Below are 19,272 nucleotides of genomic sequence, written 5' to 3'. Positions count from 1 at the left end.
AAGATTTATTGGGCGGTCCAGCCACCATCGACCGATAGGTTCGTTCCGGTAATCGCGCTGGCCTCATCCCGGCACAGAAACACCGCCAAAGCCGCCAATTGTTCAACCTGAACAAATTTTTTCTGCGGCTGGTTGGCCAGCAACACATCGTTGATAACCTGTTCGCGCGTCAATCCGCGTGCCTTCATCGTGTCGGGAATTTGGTTTTCAACCAAGGACGTCCACACATATCCCGGGCAGATATTGTTGACGGTTATGCCTTGCGTCGCGACCTCAAGCGCAACGGTTTTGCTAAAGCCCGCAAGGCCGTGCTTTGCCGCATTATACGCCGACTTAAACGGTGACGCGACAAGGCTGTGCATCGAACCGGTGTTGATGACCCTGCCCCACCGCTTTGCCTTCATCGCGGGCAAGGCAGCTTTCGTGGTATGGAACGCGGACGACAAAATGATCGACATGATGGCGTCCCATTTATCTTCAGGGAATTCATCAACCGGCGCAACATGCTGGATACCCGCATTATTGATCAAAATATCAGGCGATCCCAGTTTCTCGCTACATTCGGCGACCATCGCCCTGATTTCATCTGGCTTCATCATATCAGCGCCAGAATTGAGTGCTTTCCCACCACTTGCAGCGGCGAGTTCCGCCACATAGCCTTCAATGGCATCCGCATCACCAAAACCGTTGATCATCACATTGGCGCCCTCGGCCGCCAGTGCGCGCGCATAACCCAGACCAATGCCAGATGTTGAACCAGTGATAAGCGCCGTTTTGCCTTGGAGGAACATGGGAGATAGCCTTTGCATTAGGGATGATCATTATTTGCGTTATACATCGCTAAACGCAATGTTGGTGCAGGACAATATGGCAGAATGCCAAGACCAAATAGGTGCAATTATCTAAAAGGCCTGTCATAAGCGCTGCATGCGTTTGAATGATTGTCATAATGTCGCCGATTTTCGCCAGCTGGCGAAGTCGCGCCTGCCGTCACCTATCTTCAACTATATCGACGGCGCAGCCGATGATGAGCGGACGAAAGGTCGCAACAGTTCGGCGTTCGACGACTGCGACCTTGTGCCCAATGTGCTCGCGGGCGTTTCAGATATCGACACAAAAGTGCGTGTCATGGGCAAAGACATTGCCATGCCGCTCATGCTATCGCCGACCGCGTTGCAACGCTTATTCCATTGGCAAGGTGAACGCGCCGTTGCCGCTGTGGCGCAGCAGTTTAACACATGGTTCGGCATTTCTTCGCTTGCCACGGTCAGCATCGAGGAAGTCGGCGAACGCATCAAGACGCCCAAGCTGTTTCAGCTCTATATCCACAAAGACAAAGGCCTGAACGCGTCGATGATCGAACGCTGTAAAGCCGCGAAATTTGATGCCATCGCGTTGACCGTCGATACGATCGTATCGGGCAACCGGGAACGCTGCCTGCGCAGTGGGTTCACCTCACCCCCACGCTTCACGCCTGCATCGGTGCTGAGCTACGCGATCCATCCATCATGGGCGCTGAACTATATGTTCCGGGAGAAATTCGCGCTTCCCAATCTGCAGACACATGTTGACGCCGGCACCAATGTCGCGGTGTCTGTGGCCGAATATTTCAATACTATGCTCGACACGTCGATGGATTGGAAAATGGCGGAGAAAGTCCGGTCCGACTGGGGCGGCGAATTCTGCTTAAAGGGTATCATGTCCGTTGATGATGCAAAGCGGGCTGTCGACATAGGCGCGACGGCGATCATGGTGTCCAACCATGGCGGGCGGCAATTGGACGGGTCGCGGTCGCCATTCGACCAGATTTCCGAAATCGCCGACGCCGTTGGCGGTAAAATCGACATCATCTGCGACGGCGGCGTGCAGCGCGGCAGCCATGTATTAAAGGCGCTGGCAGCAGGCGCCACAGCATGCTCAGGCGGGCGGCTGTATCTGTACGCATTGGCCGCAGCCGGCCAACCGGGTGTTGAACGTATCGTTGGCAAATTGCGCGACGAAATTGATCGGGACATGCGGTTGATGGGTGTCAAATCCGTCGCGGAGCTTAACCGCTCTATGTTGCGCTATCGCTAAGGCTTTTGCGCGCCCCTGCAACGTCAGGAAAACAGCGTTAGGCGGTGCTCACCAAGAACCAGATTGCGACCATCGCCAATAGAACCGCAAATATGCGGCGCACTTGGTTCCGGCGGTTGCCCACAGTCATCCATCCATGCGCTTGCGCCGCCAATGCAACGATGACGAGGTGCATCGCTGTTGCAATGGCAACATAGCATGCCGACAGCAGAATGGTTTGTGGCGCAATCGGTGCATTGGTTACGATATAGGCTGGCAGGACCGTGACAAAAAACACCGCGGCCTTTGGGTTCAGTAAGTTTAGCAGCAAGCCATGGCGGAACCATGCTGCCATGGCCGTCGTGTCTATTTCACCGGTCGCAACTTCTTGCTCCCCAACCCATGTTTGCCATGCCAGCCAGAGCAAATAGGCCGCACCTGCGTAGCGCAGCAAACTAAAGGCAAAAGGTGAACGGGCTGCGAGCGCGGCAAGCCCCATTGCCGAAGCCAACGCAAGAATCGCAAGGCCCGTTGCAATTCCCGCGACCGCAGCGAAACCCGACCGCTTCCCTTGCGTCGCGCTGGTCAATGCAAGCCATGCCATGTTCGGTCCTGGGGTCAGTTCAATCAGCATTGTGGTGATAATAAAGGGAAGGAACAGCGCGGTGATCATCCGCATTTTATACACGCCTTCACCCGATAGTCGATTGCGCTTGGCATTACGCGTCAACACACCCATTTAGGGTTCATGACCAATTACTCTTTGCTTGACCTTGTTCCCGTTGTCGAAGGTGGCTCAGTGGCTGGCGCGCTCGCCAATGCCGCAGACCTTGCGGCCCACGCCGAAAGTCTGGGCTTCAGCCGCTATTGGGTTGCCGAACATCATGGGATGCGCGGCATCGCCAGCGCGGCCACCAGCGTCGTCATCGGGCATATTGCCGCAGCGACCAAATCCATCCGCGTTGGTTCAGGCGGCATCATGTTGCCCAACCATGCGCCTTTAGTCATTGCCGAACAATTTGGCACCTTGGACGCGCTTTACCCAGGCAGGATCGACCTTGGATTGGGCCGTGCGCCCGGCAGCGACCAACGCGTTGCCGCAGCAATACGTCGCACGCTCGACAGCGACCCGAACGCGTTCCCGCGCGATGTGATGGAACTACAAAGCTATTTCGCCGATGACGGCAAAACCGGCATCGTCGCGACACCCGGCGCGGGCGCGAATGTGCAGCTCTATATATTGGGCAGCAGCCTCTACGGCGCGCAAGTGGCCGCTGCGCTCGGCCTTCCCTTCGCGTTCGCCAGCCATTTTGCGCCGCAAATGCTCGACGAAGCCTTGCACATCTACCGCAGCCATTTCCGGCCAAGCGCTATATTGGACAAGCCCTATGCGATGGCCGCATTCAACATTATCGCAGGCGAAACCGATGCGGAAGCCGAGTTTTTGGCGAGCTCGCTCATGCAAAGCTTCATCGCCTTACGCACCGGCAACCCGCGCCAAATGCCGCCGCCGGTCGAAGGCTATGTGGCGTCACTGCCGCCGCAATTTACGTCAGCGTTGAACGACATATTATCGGCCAGCGCCATCGGCTCCGTTGACACTGTGAAGGCGGGCGTCAAAGCGTTTTTGGCGCGCACGCAAGCAGACGAAATCATCGTCGCCGGTTCGGTTTTCGATCATGAAAAACGAAAACGGAGCCTGGATATAACAGCCTCCGTTTTCGCGGAGCTTAGTAAACGCGTGGCTTCGGCTTGATATACTCTGCCTCGTCGGTCAGCGTATAATCATGCACTGGGCGGTAGTCGATTTTCACCGCGCCGCCGGAACCGCCCCAACCTTCAAACCATGAAGCGGTGTGCTTCATCCAATTTGCGTCATCGCGCTCTGGATAATCCTCATGCGCATGCGCGCCGCGGCTTTCCTTGCGGTTGTTGGCGCTTTCAATGGTGCAGACGGCCTGCGCCATCAAATTGTCGAGCTCCAGCGTTTCGATGAGGTCGGTGTTCCAAATCATGCTGCGGTCGGTGACGTGCACGTCGGCGAGACGCTGATTGACCTTTTGCATCTCGGTAACGCCTTCGGCCAGCAGTGCTGTGTCGCGGAACACCGCAGCGTGCTTTTGCATTGTCCGCTGCATTTGTAGACGAATGTCCGCAGTCGGCGAACCGCCCTTTGCTGCACGGAACTTGTCGACGCGGGTCAGCGCCAAATCGGCGGCATCTTTCGGCAGCGCCTTGTGCGGTGCACCGGGCGTCAATGACGATTTCAAATGCAAGCCCGTTGCCCGTCCGAATACGACCAAGTCGATCAACGAGTTTGATCCAAGCCGGTTCGCACCATGCACCGAAACACATGCTGCTTCGCCAACCGCGTAAAGGCCCGGTACGATGACTTCAGGATCATCACCAACCTTAGTGACCACCTGACCATGATAATTGCAGGGAATTCCGCCCATATTGTAGTGCACCGTTGGTGTCACTGGCAGCGGTTGGCGTGTCAGATCGACGCCAGCGAAAATCTTTCCGCTTTCGGTAATGCCGGGCAGACGCTGCGCCAAAACCTTGGGATCGATATGGTCGAGATGTAGGTAGATATGGTCCTTATGCGGGCCGACACCGCGGCCTTCGCGCATTTCAAGTGCCATCGAACGGCTGACAACGTCGCGTGATGCCAAGTCCTTAGCCGACGGTGCATAACGCTCCATGAAGCGCTCACCTTCGCTGTTGGTCAGATATCCGCCCTCGCCGCGTGCACCTTCGGTAATCAGCACGCCAGCGCCGTAAATGCCGGTGGGGTGGAATTGCACGAATTCCATATCCTGAAGCGGAAGCCCGGCGCGCAGCACCATGCCGCCACCGTCACCGGTGCAGGTATGCGCCGAAGTTGCGGAGAAATACGCACGGCCATATCCGCCAGTTGCCAGCACGACGGCATGGCTCTTGAAACGGTGAATGGTGCCATCTTCCATGCACATGGCGATAACGCCGCGGCATTCGCCATTTTCCATAATCAGATCGAGTGCGAAATACTCAATGAAGAAATCCGCGTCATATTTCAGGCTCTGCTGATACAGGCTGTGCAACATGGCGTGACCGGTGCGGTCGGCCGCTGCGGCCGTACGCTGAACGGGGGGGCCTTCGCCCATATTCTGCATGTGGCCACCAAAGGGGCGCTGATAAATTGTGCCGTCGGCATTGCGGCTAAATGGAACGCCAGCATGCTCAAGCTCATACACCGCAGCTGGCGCTTCACGCACCATATATTCGATCGCGTCTTGGTCACCCAACCAGTCCGACCCCTTTACGGTGTCGTACATGTGCCAGGTCCAATGGTCCGGCGAGTTGTTGCCAAGCGACGCCGCAATGCCGCCCTGTGCCGCAACAGTATGCGAACGGGTAGGGAAAACCTTGGTGATACAGGCTGTTTTCAAACCAGCTTCAGCGCTGCCCATCGTGGCGCGCAAGCCAGAGCCGCCGGCTCCAACAACAACCGTGTCATAGGTATGGTCGATAATCTTGTAAGCGTCTGACATCAGGCGGATGCTCCGGTAAATGCTAATTTTGCTACGACGAAAATGCCGAACACGGCGCTCGCGACGACATAGAAGTTGAGAAGCGCCATTGCGCCAAACTTCAATCCTTCGTCATGCACATAATCTTCAATCAAAACCTGAAGACCAAGGCGCGCGTGCGAAAAAATGTTGACGATCATCAATATCATCGGGACCGCAACCGTTGGCTGAGCCAGCCATTGCGCCAAAGTTGCTTGATCAAAATTCGGCATGAGAAGCAGTGAGACGACGAGCCACGTGGTCAGCGAGATATTGCCAATCGCGGTCAGGCGCTGTTTCAACCAATGTTCGCCGCCATGCTTTGCTGAACCCAGCCCGCGCACGCGCCCGATATATGTTCTACTGTCCATCATCAAACTCCAAGAAAGCGCGATGCCACAAACAGGACAACGAATGCAGTTGCAAAAAAGGCCGCAATGAATGCAGCCGAAGCCCAGGTCCGGTTCGTCTTCAATTCGTAACCAGCGCCAATATCCAAAACGAGGTGGCGAATGCCCGAGGCGAGATGCTGGAAAAAGCTGAAGGTAACAGCAAGGCCCAAAAGCCGGAAGAACCAGTTGACGGCCGTTTCAAACCCGGTTGCGCTTTCGCCTGCGGAGACAACATATTTTTGGAAGGTCGCATAGCTTTCCGCGCCACCACCAATCGCCGACAACCACCAAAGCAAGGTGATCATTCCTACCGTCGCGAGAATGAATCCTGTTGCGCGGTGGAAAATCGAAATCGCCATCTGCGGTGACCAGCGATACACCTGCAAATGCGGTGATAACGGGCGGTTCGGGTTTTTCGCCATGATTTCAGCGTCCTTCATTTAAGCGCGGCCTGTATTAAGCGTCGCTCTTTAATCGTTTAATGGCGTGGCGCAAGGCCTGCACGGTCAGAATCACGCATTGAGATGATGGATTTGTTCAATCACAACTTTACACAAAATCTGCGCAAGAGCATCGGAGGCGTTGAGCAATAACCGCCTATTAACCATTTGCCGCTTAAACATGTGAAATCGGTCCGCATTGCGGAAGACCATGACACAGGAATGCGAGTATGGCAGAGAAACGGGACATTGAACCATCGGACGTTCAGGCGATTATTGATGTGTTTGTCGAAGACAAAAGCTTTGCGCCCCGCTGCCGCAAAGTCGGTGAGCTGTTAAAAGACCGGCTATATGACATTAGCAGCTATTATTGGGATTATTGGATCAACATGGGCAAGTTTCCTGAAATGCAGGATTCCGAAAATGTTGAAAAAGCCCGGGTCAAAACAGCGGCCTTTATTGAGAAGCGCCTTAGCGATATCGAAGGCGCTGAATGGTCAAAGTTTCTCACCCGTCAGATCATGGATTCGTGCCAACGCGGCATTCCACTCGAGAATGTTAATGCAGCGTCCACCCGCGTCAACAGCTTCACGCTAAAATTGCTTGGTGAAATATATGGCTTTGAACAGGAAGATTATCAGGATCTGGCAGCGGCCGTTCTGACGGCAACCGGTCTGGAACTGTCCATCATGGCGATGTGCTATACGTCATATCGCGCCAATCAGAACGTGACACGCCGCCGCGAACAATCGGCGCAGTTTGAATCAGACATTGGCATTGCTGCACATGACGTTGCAGACCGCACCGCCGTATTGCGCCAACAAGCCGCGAGCAGCTCGCAAATGGCGGTCGGCATGCTGTCCAAGGCATCCGAAGTTGCTGCAGCGTCTGAACAATCGGCGGTCGCCATGCGCGAAGCAGCCCAGACGGCCGCAGGCCTCATCCGCGCAATTGAAGATGCACGAACAGAAGTGGAGACCGCCGCCGACGTTGCAAACCGCGCCGCCGCCGTGGCAACGAAGGGTGCCGTCGCGACCGATACACTGTCCGAACAATCCCAATCCATTGAGTCTATATTGGGGCTTATCCGCGACATCGCCGGGCAAACCAACTTGCTGGCGTTGAACGCCACAATCGAAGCCGCGCGCGCAGGCGATGCGGGCCGCGGTTTCGCCGTGGTCGCACAGGAAGTGAAAAGTCTCGCAAATCAAACAGCGCAGGCAACCGACGAAATTGCGCAGAAGATTTCATCCATTCAAAGTGCGACCAAGGCGTCGGTTGAATCGAACGCATCCATCCGCGAAACCGTTGACGAAGTGCGCATGTCTGCCGAGCGCATCCGGCGGGCGATGGAGGACCAAGCACAAACGGTTACAATGATTACCGCATCCGTTGATGAAACCGCGCTGGCGGCCGATTTAATGTCGAACACCATCTCTGCCATCCGCAGCGATACGGAAAATGTGGTGTCGGAAATCATGCAGCTTGAGGGCGGATTTAGCGAAGTAAATGAGAAAATCTCATCGCTTCAAGCCAATGCCACGCGATTTGTTGGAAACCTCATCCGATAACTTCGGTTGAAATTTTGTCGGCGCTGTGAAAAGCAGCGCGGATGAAAACCCATATCCTTATCACCGGCGCATCACGCGGCATCGGCGCTGCTGCAGCCGCCAGCTTTGACCCTGCAACGACTAATGTGCTGGCACTGTCCAGCAAGGATGGTGATCTTAGCGATCCCGCCACGCCAAAACGGCTGTGGGCGCAAGCGCTTGATCGCCTGGACGGTCGTGTGGATGTGTTGATCAACAATGCCGGGATATTTGAGCAAAACCCGATTTCGGCCTCGGACGAGGAATGGCTCGCCAATTGGAACCGGACCATGCAGATCAACCTGACGGCCAGTGCGGACTTGTGCCGCCGCGCCGTCCTGCATTGGCAAGTATCGAACGCGAGCGGCAGGATCATCAACATCGCCAGCCGCGCCGCGCATCGCGGGGATAGTCCAGCCCATTGGCATTATGCGGCATCAAAGGCCGGCATGGTCGCAATGACCAAGACGATTGCCCGCGCTTACGCTGCGCAAAAAATCTATGCCTTTGCCATATGCCCTGGATTTACCATGACCGGCATGGCGGACGATTATCTCGCAAGCCGCGGCGGCGATAAGCTGCTCGCCGATATTCCGCTCGGCAAGGTCGCTGATCCCGAAGAGGTCGCGGCGATGGTGAAATTCTGTGCACTGGATGCGCCGCCTTCGATGACCGGTGCGGTATTGGATATAAATGGCGCGAGCTATGTACGCTAAGCTTGGCGCCCTATTGGCATTGGCACTGACGGCCTGCGCGCCGCTGCCAACGGTCAAACCCCTTAGCAGCGGAGCCACACTCGCATCACAGTGCCACGGCCGTGACGGCTGGAGCGACCCTACCCCGCCCGCACATGTTTTCGCGAATGTGTATATGGTGGGCACATGTGGCATCGTGTCTTTGCTCGTCACGTCACCCAAAGGTCATATCCTCATCGACGGCGCGACCGCCGAAGCTGCCCCATTCATTGCCGACAATATCCGCGACCTTGGTTTCCAACCGACCGATGTAAAATATCTGGTCAGCAGTCATGAACATTATGATCATGTTGGCGGGCTTGCCGCGCTAAAGAGCATTACCGGTGCCCGCATGCTGGCGCGAGCGGAAGCGCGCAAAAGTCTGGAAACGGGTATTTCGGATCCAACGGACCCGCAATTGGCAATATTGCCGCCCTTTGTGGGCATGAAGGTCGACCAAATCGTCCGCGACGGCGAAACCATCACCCTTGGCCCGATAAAAATGACCGCCATCGCCACGCCCGGCCATTCCCCGGGTGGAACCAGTTGGACCTGGAAATCATGTGAGGGTGCGACCTGTCATCAATTTGTTTTCGCCGACAGCCTTGGCGCTGTGTCTGGTGATGCGTACCGATTTACGGACCACCCAGAATATGTCGCGGTGTTAAGGGCGACCATGAAACGGGTATCTGAGCTACAACCATGCGACGTCCTGATTGCCCCGCACCCCGCGCAATCGCGTTTCTTTGACCGCATTTCGGGCAAGGAACCTCTCGCCGACCCTGCAGGCTGTGCAAATTATGCGAAAGCAGCCATGGAGCGGCTTGACGCCCGGTTAGCCAAAGAAGCAGTACAATGAACTGGAAGGTTACCCTGCCCTGCACCCGCAATGAAGCGGAAGAGCTGCACAATGACGATGAGTGGTTGGCCGCATTGGAACCCATGCCGACAATCGTTGCGGACGAAGTCGAAGCCTTCAATGACGAAAAATGGCGGCTTGAAGCCTATTTTAACGAGAAGCCAAACGCTCAGGTGATCGCCGCCATCCAAATCCGCTTGCCCAGCGCCGTCAACGCAAAGGCGGTGGTTGAAGAACTTCCCGACGCCGATTGGGTCGTGATGAGCCAACAAGGGCTTCAGCCGGTGCATGCCGGGCGCTTTTACGTCCATACAATGGCCAACAAAGGCACAGTGCCTTTCGGCGCAACCCCGTTCCAAATCGAGGCTAGCCGCGCCTTTGGCACGGGCGGACATGAAACGACCAGCGGCTGTCTTGATATGCTCGACCGAATGAAACGTGCCGGCAAACGCTTTGACCTGATTGCCGACATCGGGACCGGCACTGGCCTGCTGGCTTTTGCCGCCCATGTGCTGTGGCCGAAAGCATATTTGACGGCATCGGATATCGACCCCGTCAGCATTGATGTCACTGCGGCCAATGCCGTGGTCAACAACGTCCCTTGCGGCGTTGCGCAGGGCCAGTTGGCGTTGTGTGTTGCCGCGGGGACAGCGCACGACCTTATCACCGCCCGCGCACCTTATGACTTGGTCATCGCCAATATTTTGGCGGGCCCGTTAATCGAGCTTGCGCCGTCGCTATCGGCGATATTGCGCGAAGGTGGCTCGCTGATATTGGCAGGCTTGCTGAATACACAGGCAGAAGCCGTCACGCGCGCATATCGCCTGCACGGTTTTCGACTGCAAAAACGCAAGGATATGGGCGATTGGCCATGCCTGTGGCTCGTCAAGCGCCGCAATTATGGCTGGAAACGACCGCTGCGCGCGTCAGGCCGCACCAGTCAGCCGCCGGGTGACTTTGGAACCTGGTAACGGCTGGCACCCTTCACATATTCCTGCGTACCCTTGGTGACAAGCGCATCTTCGGCAATGGTTTCGCCAACCAATATGTCGGGCAATGATTCAAGCCGCTCGTACAATGGCGCGAAATCGGTCTCGACGGTCACCTGAAGCAACTGTTCCATGCTCGAGACCACAAAATAGTTCTGCTGAAAATCATCAATGCGGTAATGGCTACGCATCACGCGCAGCAGGTCGAATGCGATCCGGTTGGGACTTGGGTCCTCCAGCGCAAAAATGCTCTCTGCATAGCTTGAAACAATTCCCGCGCCGTAAATCCGCAAGCCATCGGCCTGCTGAATAAGGCCGAACTCCACCGTATACCAATATAGCCGCGCGAGATGGTCAAGCGCCCCAAAACCGAGCGAGCGCAATCCGCCCTTGCCATAAGCCACCATATAATCGGCGAATACGGGGTCAGCCAACATGGGCACATGCCCGAACACATCATGGAAAATATCTGGCTCTTGCAGATAATCCAGCTGCTCCGGCGTCCGGATAAAATTGCCTGCCGGAAAACGGCGATTGGCGAGATGGTCAAAAAACACGTCGTCGGGAACCAAGCCCGGCACGGCAACGATTTGCCAACCGGTGGCCGCCATCAAACGCGCGTTCAATTCGCGATAATCCGGAATACCGGGGCGTGTTAGCTTTAGAACGTCGATCCCGCGCAGAAACGCGTCCGCCGCACGGCCCGGTAGCATCGCGGTTTGGCGCGCAAAAAGCCGGTCCCACATCGCATGGTCATCAGCGCCAAAGGCGTCCCAATTCTGGGGCACGGTCCAATCGGCATTTGCGCCGGCAGGCGGCGCGTCATAAACATGGCTCGAGCTATCCATGGCAATTGGTTACACTTGAAACTGTTTTGCATCAACCGCGTTGGTCGCGATCTCATCAGGCTACAAGGCCTTGCTAGTCCCCGCTAAGCCTCCGCCACAATGCGGGCCCATTCGGCCTCATCAATGACTTGAATGCCAAGGGCCGTGGCCTGTTTCAGCTTCGATCCTGCGCCCGGGCCAGCCACGACCAAGTCGGTCTTTGCACTCACCGATCCAGCAGATTTTGCGCCAAGTGCTTCCGCTTGGGCCTTCGCCTCATCCCGGCTCATGGTTTCAAGCTTTCCAGTGAACACGATGGTTTTGCCCGTCCACGCGCTTTCACGGACATTTGAAACATAAGCGGGCGGCGCGATTTCGCTCAAAAGATCATTCCACACCGACCTATTGTGCGGTTCGTGGAAGAAATCGCCAAGTGCCTCGGCAACCGCGCCGCCAACGCCGTCAATCGCGGTAATGTCTGCGACAGCCGCTTCATCACCCTGCGCCAAACGTAGCCCGACGTTCCCGACCTCTTGTACCGTCCCAAAAGCCTTAAACAGATCGCGCGCAGTGACCGCACCAATATGGCGAATCCCGAGGCCAAAGAGCAATTTGGCGCCATCGGGCGCGCGCTTCGCCTCAATCGCTGCCAACAGGTTATCCACAGACTTATCCTGCCATCCATCGCGCGATAAAATATCTGCGCGGCGGGCCTTCAACCGGAAAATATCTGCCGGACTTTCGAGCCATCCCAAATCGAAAAACTCTTGAATGGTTTTCTCGCCAAGCCCCTCAATATCCAGCGCACCACGGCTGACAAAGTGAATCAGCCGCTGGACGCGCTGGGCGGGGCAAATCAGTCCGCCCGTGCAACGCACATCGACTTCGCCCTCTTCGGCGACGGCTTCGGAACCGCATTCGGGGCATTGCGACGGAAATGTATAAGGCGCGCGTTCTGCATCGCGCGTCAGGTTTTCGACGATCTGGGGAATAACGTCCCCTGCCCTTTGCACAACAATGCGATCCCCGGGGCGCACACCCAATCGGGCAATTTCATCGCGGTTGTGCAGGGTTACGTTGGAGACCACGACGCCGCCCACCGTCACTGGGGTCAGGCGACCCACGGGCGTCAACTTGCCCGTTCGTCCGACCTGAATATCGATAAGCTCAAGCGTTGTTTCAGCCTGTTCAGCGGGAAATTTATGCGCAATCGCCCAGCGCGGGGATTTTGCGACAAAGCCAAGCCGTTCCTGCCATTCAAGCCGGTCAACCTTGTAGACAACGCCGTCAATATCATAGGGTAAATCCGCCCGCTGACGTTCGATACTGGCATAATGGGCCAGCGCATCATCGCTATGCGGCACGCGGACGAGCAATGGTGAAACCGGCACGCCCCACGCGGCGATGGCCGCCATCACGCCGCTTTGCGTCTCGGCCGGCAAGCCACTGACTTCACCCCATCCATGCGCAAAGAACCGCAATGGCCGCGACGCGGTAACCTTGGCATCTTTCTGCCGCAATGATCCCGCCGCCGCATTGCGCGGGTTGGCGAACAGCTTCCCATCCTTCGCCTTTTGCGCTTCGTTTATCGCCGCAAAGTCAGACTTGGCCATATAGACTTCGCCGCGTATCTCGAAGATATCGGGCACATCACCGTGCAACTGCTGCGGAATGTCAGGGATATAGGCGACATTGGCGGTCACATCCTCCCCGACGCTGCCGTCGCCGCGTGTTGCGGCCTGAATCAGATGCCCTTTTTCATAACGCAACGACAACGAAAGGCCGTCAATCTTGTCCTCCGCCGTCAACGCAACATCCGCATCGGGGCCGAGGTTTAGAAAGCGCCGGACACGCGCCACAAAATCATGGACATCCTGCGCCTCAAACGCATTGTCGAGGCTCATCATACGCTTGGCATGCGTGATTTTCTTAAGCCCCGAACCGTCTACAGCCGCGCCAACCAATTTATTGGGGCTATCGGCGCGCACGAGATGCGGGAAAGCGGCCTCTAACTCATTATTGCGCCGCACCAACGCATCATATTCCGCGTCCGAGATCTCGGGCGTGTCTTCGGCATGGTAGCGCTTGTTGTGATAGGCAATCTGTTTCGCCAACCGCATAAGCTCATTGGCAGCGTCTGCTTCTGTCACTCACCGGCTCCAGAAACTGGCTTTGTCAGGTCAAATGAAACCCGAAACAACCGCCCCGGCCTTGCCAGTTCATATGTCAGGACTTGTCGTGGCATGACTTCAAACGCCCAGACATTGGCATTTGATACAGTACGGCCTTCTTTGGTGAACATGTCTTTGGAAAAAGCATCCACAGGAAATTCTTGCCGCATGACGCTGCCAGACGTCACGGTATCGCCGCCATATTGGGATACAGGGTCTTCGGTCCCATCCTTTAGCATATGGCGATGTTTCAAGCGCAGGCCGGTGTCTGTCCTGCTGATAATCCATGTGCGCGATTTATCTTCGCCAACATCAAATGCGATCCGAACTTCGCGCGATGAACATTCGCGGACGTGCGCATGCATCTTGGCGGAATTAAAGCTAGCGTCGCTGTCGTCGCCCGCCGCCAATTTGCCTTCAAATGACTTGCCGCACAGCGCGGAAAGTTCACGAAAAAATCCGTCGGCCGGCAGGGCAGCGGGTTCCGTGGTCGTGCAGCCAGTCAGCGACAACGCCAAAATCAAACCTATTTTCTTCACACAACCTCCAAAAGGCGTTTTGCTTGCGCGCGCGCTTCGTCCGTCACTTCCGCGCCCGAAAGCATCCGGGCGATTTCTTGGCTGCGCGCTTCATGATCCAGCAAGACGACGCCCGTGCGCGTCACCGTCCCTTGGCTGGATTTGGCGATGAAGTAATGCGCCTTGCCTTTGGCCGCGACCTGCGGACTGTGCGTGACCGCCAGCAACTGCGTATGTTGGGCCAAGCGCGCAAGCCGCTCACCAATGGCAGCCGCCACCGCGCCGCCGACGCCGCGGTCGATTTCATCAAAGATAATCGTCGCGGCCCCGCCCTCTTCCGCCAACGCGACTTTCAGCGCGAGGATGAAGCGGGACAGTTCGCCGCCCGATGCGATTTTGGCCAGCGGCGCAAATGGCGCGCCGGGATTTGTCGAAATCAAAAACTCGACGCGGTCCATGCCCGACGCGGCCCAGCGCTCTTCGGGAAGCTGCTCGACAGATGTTCGGAACTGTGCGGCATCCAGCTTTAACGGCGCCAATTCCACCTTAACCGCGGCATCGAGCTTCGCTGCTGACGCGCGCCGCGTCTCCGACAGTGCCGTGGCGGACGTGACATAGGCCGCGTGCTTTGCAGCGACCTCAGCCTCTAACAGAGCGAGCCCCTCGCCCCCTGCCTCAATGGACTGAAGCTGCGCCGTCAGACGCTCCTGCAGGGCAATGATGCCGTCCGGTGCGACATTGTGCTTACGGGCCAGCGCGCGCAATTCGAACAGGCGCTCCTCAATTTCATCGAGACGTGCTGGTTCATATTCAATCGCCCGCGCAGCCGCATTCAATTTGTCCTCAGCTTCGCTTGCCTCAATCACGGCACGGTCAAGTGATGTCAGCGCTTCTGCCAGCAATGGATGCGCGTCCGCCAAGCGGTCAAGCTTGCGTGCCGCAGACCGGATAAGCGCGAGGCCGCTTTTGGGGCCGTCAAAGCTTTCGAGCACAGCCTTCAAATCTTCGGCGATACGTTCGCCCTTTTGCATGTCCGACCGCTCACCAGCCAGTTCCTCTTCCTCGCCCGGTTGCGGATTAAAGGCAGCAAGTTCAGCCACCGCATGTTCAAGCCACTCTTGATCGCGCGCCGCATTTTCCAGAGCTTCGCGTGCGATATCAAGCCGCACTTTCGCCTCATGCCATGACGTAAAATTGGCCGCGACTGTTGCGGTGTCGCATCGACCAAAGGCGTCAAGCAGCGCCCGGTGTCCGCGCGGATTTAACAAACCGCGATCATCATGCTGTCCGTGTATTTCAACCAAAGATGCGCCGACATCGCGCAACAAAGCCGCGGAGCATGGCTGATCATTTATGAAGGCCTTACTTCCACCATCGGCCTTGACCGAACGGCGGATCAGCAGCGGTTCGCCTACGCCAATTTCAATGTCATTTTCGCCAAGCAACGCGACCACATTGGCTGGCGCATCAAAGCTTGCTGTCACTTGCGCTTTATCAGCGCCTGCACGCACCAGGCCGCTATCGGCACGCGCACCCAGTGCAAGGCCCAGAGCGTCCAGCAAGATAGACTTACCAGCGCCCGTCTCCCCGGTTAACACACCAAGGCCGTTTGCAAATTCAAGGTCTAGCGCCTCGATCAGCACCACATCGCGGATCGACAGCCCCGTTAGCATGTCATTACGCGGCGGGCGCGTTCTTCTGCATCAGGTCATAGGCGCGCTGATACCATTTGCTACCGGGGTAATTGGCACCCAGCACGGCCGCAGCTTTCTTCGCCTCTTCAGGCACGCCCATCGCCAAATAGCTTTCGGTCAGGCGGTACAAAGCCTCTGGCGTATGCGTTGTCGTATCAAACTTGTCGATAACTTCGCGGAAACGCAAAGAGGATGCGAGCCACAAGGCACGACGTTGATAGAAACGGCCGATTTCCATTTCCTTGCCCGCCAAATGATCGCGCACAAGGTCCATTTTCAGCGTGGCGTCAGCGGAATAGCGCGAAGTGGGATAGCGACGCTGCACTTCACCCAATGCGGCCAATGCCTGCTCCGAAATCTTCTGATCGTGGGTCACATCGCTCATCTGTTCATAATAAGACAAGGCGATCAGATAATATGCATAAGCCGCATCTTTGTTACCCGGATGGATCGACAGGAACCGGCGCGACGATTGAATCGATTCGTTATATTTCTGCGCCATGTAATAGCTAAATGCGCTCATCAGCTGCGCGCGGCGCGCCCATGGCGAATATGGATGCTGGCGTTCGACTTCGTCAAACAAAGCGGCAGCAACTTCATATTGCTTGTTATCCAGCTTGTCCTTTGCCGCAGTATATAACGTGTTGACGTCACGTGCGACATAACGGGTGTTGCTACCCGGCTTTGCACCGCCGCCGCCAAGGCCAAGCATAGCGCAACCGGAAAGCATGGAAACCGAAGCCAGCAGGCCAGCGGACACAAGGATTTTTCTGTTCATGGGATTGTCCTTAGATACTCTTGTGGCCGTCGCCAAGGGTTTTGCGCATGTTAGTGCGAGATGCTATATCGGGCATGAACTGAAGCCGAGACAGCGTCGGGGGCAACCGGCTTTGCCCATTTACGGCGGCGAATGCCCACAACGAAAAAGGGGCCACCGTAGCGACCCCTTTTCCTCTCCAATCCTTTTGCAGGATGTTCTGTTTGCCGCGCGGGCCTAGTCCTTCAGGAATGCTGGAACATGGTCGGGATCGCCCCCGCCATTGTTTCCGCCTTCTGAACGCTCTTGGCGTGGACCACGGTCGCCGCGGCCTTCGCCCCGACCGCCATCACGACGCGGTCCGCGATCGCCACGGCCTTCGCCGCGTCCGCCACCGCCGCCTTCACGACGGGGACCACGATCGCTGCGCTCGCTCTTTTCACGTGGCGGGCGTGTATCTTCCAGTTCTTCACCGGTTTCCTGATCAACGACGCGCATGGAAAGGCGAACCTTGCCACGTGGATCGATTTCAAGAACCTTGACCTTAACGTCCATGCCTTCGCTGACGACGTCGGTAACCTTCTCAACGCGCTCGTTGCGCATTTCGCTGACGTGGACGAGACCGTCCTTGCCACCCATGAAGTTTACGAACGCACCGAAATCGACGAGATTGACGACCTTGCCGTCGTAGATTTTGCCGACTTCAGCTTCTTCAACGATGCCGGAAATCCACTTACGTGCGGCTTCGATCTGGGCAACGTCGGACGACGAGATCTTGATAAGACCTTCATCATCGATGTCGACCTTCGCGCCAGTGGTGGCGACGATTTCACGAATAACCTTACCACCGGTACCGATGATGTCGCGGATCTTCGCTTTGTCGATCTGCATGGTTTCGATGCGTGGTGCGTGCGCCGACAATTCACCGCGGGCTTCGCCCAAAGCTTTTGCCATTTCACCAAGGATATGCGCGCGGCCTTCCTTGGCTTGGTTCAATGCAGCTTCGAAGATTTCACGGGTAATACCGGCAATCTTGATGTCCATCTGCATCGTGGTGATGCCTTCTGACGTTCCAGCAACCTTGAAATCCATATCGCCGAGATGATCTTCATCACCCAAGATGTCCGAAAGGATCGCGAAATCCTTACCTTCAAGGATAAGACCCATTGCGATACCCGAAACCGGACGCTTGATAGGTACGCCTGCGTCCATCATGGCGAGGCTGCCACCGCAAACCGACGCCATCGACGAAGAGCCGTTCGACTCTGTGATGTCGCTGGTCAAACGGATTGTGTACGGGAACTCGTCCTTGGTTGGCAGCACGGGGTGCAGCGCACGCCATGCAAGCTTACCATGTCCCACTTCGCGGCGACCGGGCGCACCGAAACGGCCAACTTCACCAACGCTGTACGGTGGGAAGTTATAATGCAGCATGAAGTTTTCATAATGCAGACCGCCAAGACCGTCGATCATCTGCTCTGCATCCTTGGTGCCCAAGGTGCAGGTTGCGATGGTTTGCGTTTCGCCGCGTGTGAACAAGGCAGAACCATGTGCGCGTGGCAAGAAATGCGTTTCCGAGACGATTGGACGGATTTGCGTGGTGCTGCGACCGTCGATACGGGTGCCGTCCTTCAGGATGGCGCCGCGAACGATTTCAGCTTCAAGCTTCTTCATCAACTTGCCAGCGGCAAGCTGATCCTGAGGCGCGGCATCAACAAACGCTTCCTTCGCCTTTGCGCGTGCAACGTTCAACGCGTTGCTGCGTTCCGACTTGTCGGTCAGCTTATAGGCTGCAGCAATATCCTTGCCGATCAGCTTCTTAAGCTTGTCCTTCGCAGCGGTCAGGTCAGCCTGCTCCGCCATTGCCCAAGGATCCTTGGCAGCTTGTTCAGCAAGCTTGATGATTGCCTTAACGACTTCCTTACATGCGTCATGCGCAAACAGGACGGCACCAAGCATGACTTCTTCCGAAAGCTCATTGGCTTCGGATTCAACCATCATCACGGCGTCATATGTCGCTGCAACAACAAGGTCGAGATCACCTTCTGCAACCTGCTCATCCGTTGGGTTCAGGATATATTCGCCGTTCAGGTAACCAACGCGTGCTGCGCCGATTGGGCCCATGAAAGGAACGCCCGAAATGGTCATCGCAGCCGATGCTGCAACAAGCGCCAAAATGTCCGGCTCATTCTCGCCGTCATAGCTAAGAACTTGTGCAATTGCGTTGATTTCGTTGTAGAAACCTTCTGGGAACAACGGACGCAATGGACGGTCGATCAAACGGGAAACCAAAGTTTCCTTTTCAGTCGCGCCGCGTTCCCGCTTAAAGAAGCCACCGGGGATACGGCCAGCTGCCGAATATTTTTCTTGATAGTGAACGGTCAATGGGAAGAAATCCTGACCATCCTTTACCGACTTCGCCGCGGTAACCGCGCAAAGTACAACAGTTTCGCCCAAAGACGCCATAACAGCGCCGTCAGCTTGACGGGCAACCTTACCCGTTTCGAGTGTCAGGGTTTGTCCGCCCCACTCGATTGATACAGTTTTCGTATTAAACATAGATTTTCCTTTGACCCGCATGCCCTATGCGATGCGGGGCCTCAATTGAGCGGATGATCCGATCCGCAAACGGCCGGGGCATTTCAAAGCCCCCATGGCAGTCCAGCCTCATTGCCGGACCCCCCATGCAAAAAGCG

General features: G+C 56.4%; 17 protein-coding genes. 6 read left to right on the top strand and 11 right to left on the bottom strand.

All coding sequences use genetic code 11. The features are described from left to right. Window positions 1-5: 5 nt before the first annotated feature. Window positions 6-791 carry a 3-hydroxybutyrate dehydrogenase gene (locus GGR91_RS04550; protein WP_183940485.1) on the bottom strand — a complete coding sequence of 262 codons (786 nt, stop codon included), beginning with the start codon at window positions 789-791 and terminating at the stop codon, window positions 6-8. Window positions 792-927: 136 nt separating this feature from the next. Here GGR91_RS04550 and GGR91_RS04545 point away from each other — a divergent pair, with 136 nt between their 5' ends. After that, window positions 928-2,076 carry an alpha-hydroxy acid oxidase gene (locus tag GGR91_RS04545; RefSeq protein WP_183940483.1) on the top strand — a complete coding sequence of 383 codons (1,149 nt, stop codon included), beginning with the start codon at window positions 928-930 and terminating at the stop codon, window positions 2,074-2,076. Window positions 2,077-2,113: 37 nt separating this feature from the next. Here GGR91_RS04545 and GGR91_RS04540 read toward each other — a convergent pair whose 3' ends face one another. Beyond that, a complete protein-coding gene (locus GGR91_RS04540; protein ID WP_221204215.1) occupies window positions 2,114-2,794 on the bottom strand; it encodes a LysE family translocator in 681 nt (226 codons plus the stop codon). Between the two features lie 9 nt (window positions 2,795-2,803). On the opposite strand from GGR91_RS04540, the gene GGR91_RS04535 reads away from it, so the two are divergent. Continuing rightward, the gene (locus tag GGR91_RS04535; protein WP_183940481.1) at window positions 2,804-3,811 is read left to right on the top strand and encodes an LLM class flavin-dependent oxidoreductase; all 1,008 of its coding nucleotides are present in this window, start codon (window positions 2,804-2,806) and stop codon (window positions 3,809-3,811) included. Here GGR91_RS04535 and sdhA read toward each other — a convergent pair. Genes sdhA through sdhC form a run of 3 tightly spaced genes read right to left on the bottom strand, consistent with a single transcriptional unit; the run spans window position 3,786 to window position 6,438 of the window. Then, the gene (sdhA, locus tag GGR91_RS04530) at window positions 3,786-5,588 is read right to left on the bottom strand and encodes a succinate dehydrogenase flavoprotein subunit (protein WP_183940479.1); all 1,803 of its coding nucleotides are present in this window, start codon (window positions 5,586-5,588) and stop codon (window positions 3,786-3,788) included. The genes GGR91_RS04535 and sdhA overlap by 26 nt on opposite strands. Then, a complete protein-coding gene (sdhD, locus tag GGR91_RS04525; RefSeq protein WP_183941554.1) occupies window positions 5,588-5,977 on the bottom strand; it encodes a succinate dehydrogenase, hydrophobic membrane anchor protein in 390 nt (129 codons plus the stop codon). The genes sdhA and sdhD overlap by 1 nt, the downstream gene beginning before the upstream one ends. A gap of 2 nt (window positions 5,978-5,979) precedes the next feature. Beyond that, on the bottom strand, window positions 5,980-6,438 hold the full coding sequence (gene sdhC, locus GGR91_RS04520; protein ID WP_246337046.1) for a succinate dehydrogenase, cytochrome b556 subunit: 459 nt from the start codon (window positions 6,436-6,438) through the stop codon (window positions 5,980-5,982). 230 nt (window positions 6,439-6,668) lie between these two features. Here sdhC and GGR91_RS04515 point away from each other — a divergent pair, with 230 nt between their 5' ends. The 4 genes from GGR91_RS04515 to GGR91_RS04500 are packed head-to-tail and all read left to right on the top strand — an operon-like array spanning window position 6,669 to window position 10,591. Then, window positions 6,669-8,009, top strand: a complete 1,341-nt coding sequence (locus GGR91_RS04515) for a methyl-accepting chemotaxis protein (RefSeq protein WP_183940477.1) — start codon at window positions 6,669-6,671, stop codon at window positions 8,007-8,009. 41 nt (window positions 8,010-8,050) lie between these two features. Further along, on the top strand, window positions 8,051-8,743 hold the full coding sequence (locus GGR91_RS04510) for an SDR family NAD(P)-dependent oxidoreductase (protein WP_183940475.1): 693 nt from the start codon (window positions 8,051-8,053) through the stop codon (window positions 8,741-8,743). After that, window positions 8,733-9,620 (top strand): subclass B3 metallo-beta-lactamase, encoded by an 888-nt coding sequence (gene bla / locus GGR91_RS04505; protein ID WP_183940472.1) that lies wholly within the window; start codon window positions 8,733-8,735, stop codon window positions 9,618-9,620. Before GGR91_RS04510 ends, bla begins: the two co-directional genes overlap by 11 nt. After that, on the top strand, window positions 9,617-10,591 hold the full coding sequence (locus GGR91_RS04500) for a 50S ribosomal protein L11 methyltransferase (protein WP_183940470.1): 975 nt from the start codon (window positions 9,617-9,619) through the stop codon (window positions 10,589-10,591). The genes bla and GGR91_RS04500 overlap by 4 nt, the downstream gene beginning before the upstream one ends. Here GGR91_RS04500 and phhA read toward each other — a convergent pair. From phhA to pnp, 6 genes are all read right to left on the bottom strand, one after another. After that, window positions 10,561-11,457 carry a phenylalanine 4-monooxygenase gene (phhA, locus tag GGR91_RS04495; protein WP_183940467.1) on the bottom strand — a complete coding sequence of 299 codons (897 nt, stop codon included), beginning with the start codon at window positions 11,455-11,457 and terminating at the stop codon, window positions 10,561-10,563. The genes GGR91_RS04500 and phhA overlap by 31 nt on opposite strands. An 83-nt stretch (window positions 11,458-11,540) precedes the next feature. After that, window positions 11,541-13,556, bottom strand: a complete 2,016-nt coding sequence (gene ligA / locus GGR91_RS04490) for an NAD-dependent DNA ligase LigA (protein WP_183941552.1) — start codon at window positions 13,554-13,556, stop codon at window positions 11,541-11,543. 26 nt (window positions 13,557-13,582) lie between these two features. After that, a complete protein-coding gene (locus tag GGR91_RS04485) occupies window positions 13,583-14,146 on the bottom strand; it encodes a hypothetical protein (protein WP_183940465.1) in 564 nt (187 codons plus the stop codon). Then, window positions 14,143-15,798: a DNA repair protein RecN gene (gene recN / locus GGR91_RS04480; protein ID WP_183940463.1), complete on the bottom strand. Its 1,656-nt coding sequence runs from the start codon at window positions 15,796-15,798 to the stop codon at window positions 14,143-14,145. Before recN ends, GGR91_RS04485 begins: the two co-directional genes overlap by 4 nt. A 4-nt stretch (window positions 15,799-15,802) precedes the next feature. Then, window positions 15,803-16,597, bottom strand: a complete 795-nt coding sequence (locus tag GGR91_RS04475) for an outer membrane protein assembly factor BamD (RefSeq protein ID WP_183940461.1) — start codon at window positions 16,595-16,597, stop codon at window positions 15,803-15,805. Between the two features lie 216 nt (window positions 16,598-16,813). Further along, window positions 16,814-19,135, bottom strand: coding sequence for a polyribonucleotide nucleotidyltransferase (gene pnp / locus GGR91_RS04470; RefSeq protein ID WP_183940459.1), 2,322 nt, complete (start codon window positions 19,133-19,135; stop codon window positions 16,814-16,816). Between the last annotated feature and the right edge of the window lie 137 nt (window positions 19,136-19,272).

Origin of the sequence: Sphingorhabdus rigui (assembly GCF_014196595.1) — a bacterium.
GTDB lineage: Bacteria > Pseudomonadota > Alphaproteobacteria > Sphingomonadales > Sphingomonadaceae > Sphingorhabdus_B > Sphingorhabdus_B rigui.
Note: the sequence above shows the minus strand (reverse complement) of the source record. Positions and strands in the feature narration are given on the sequence as shown.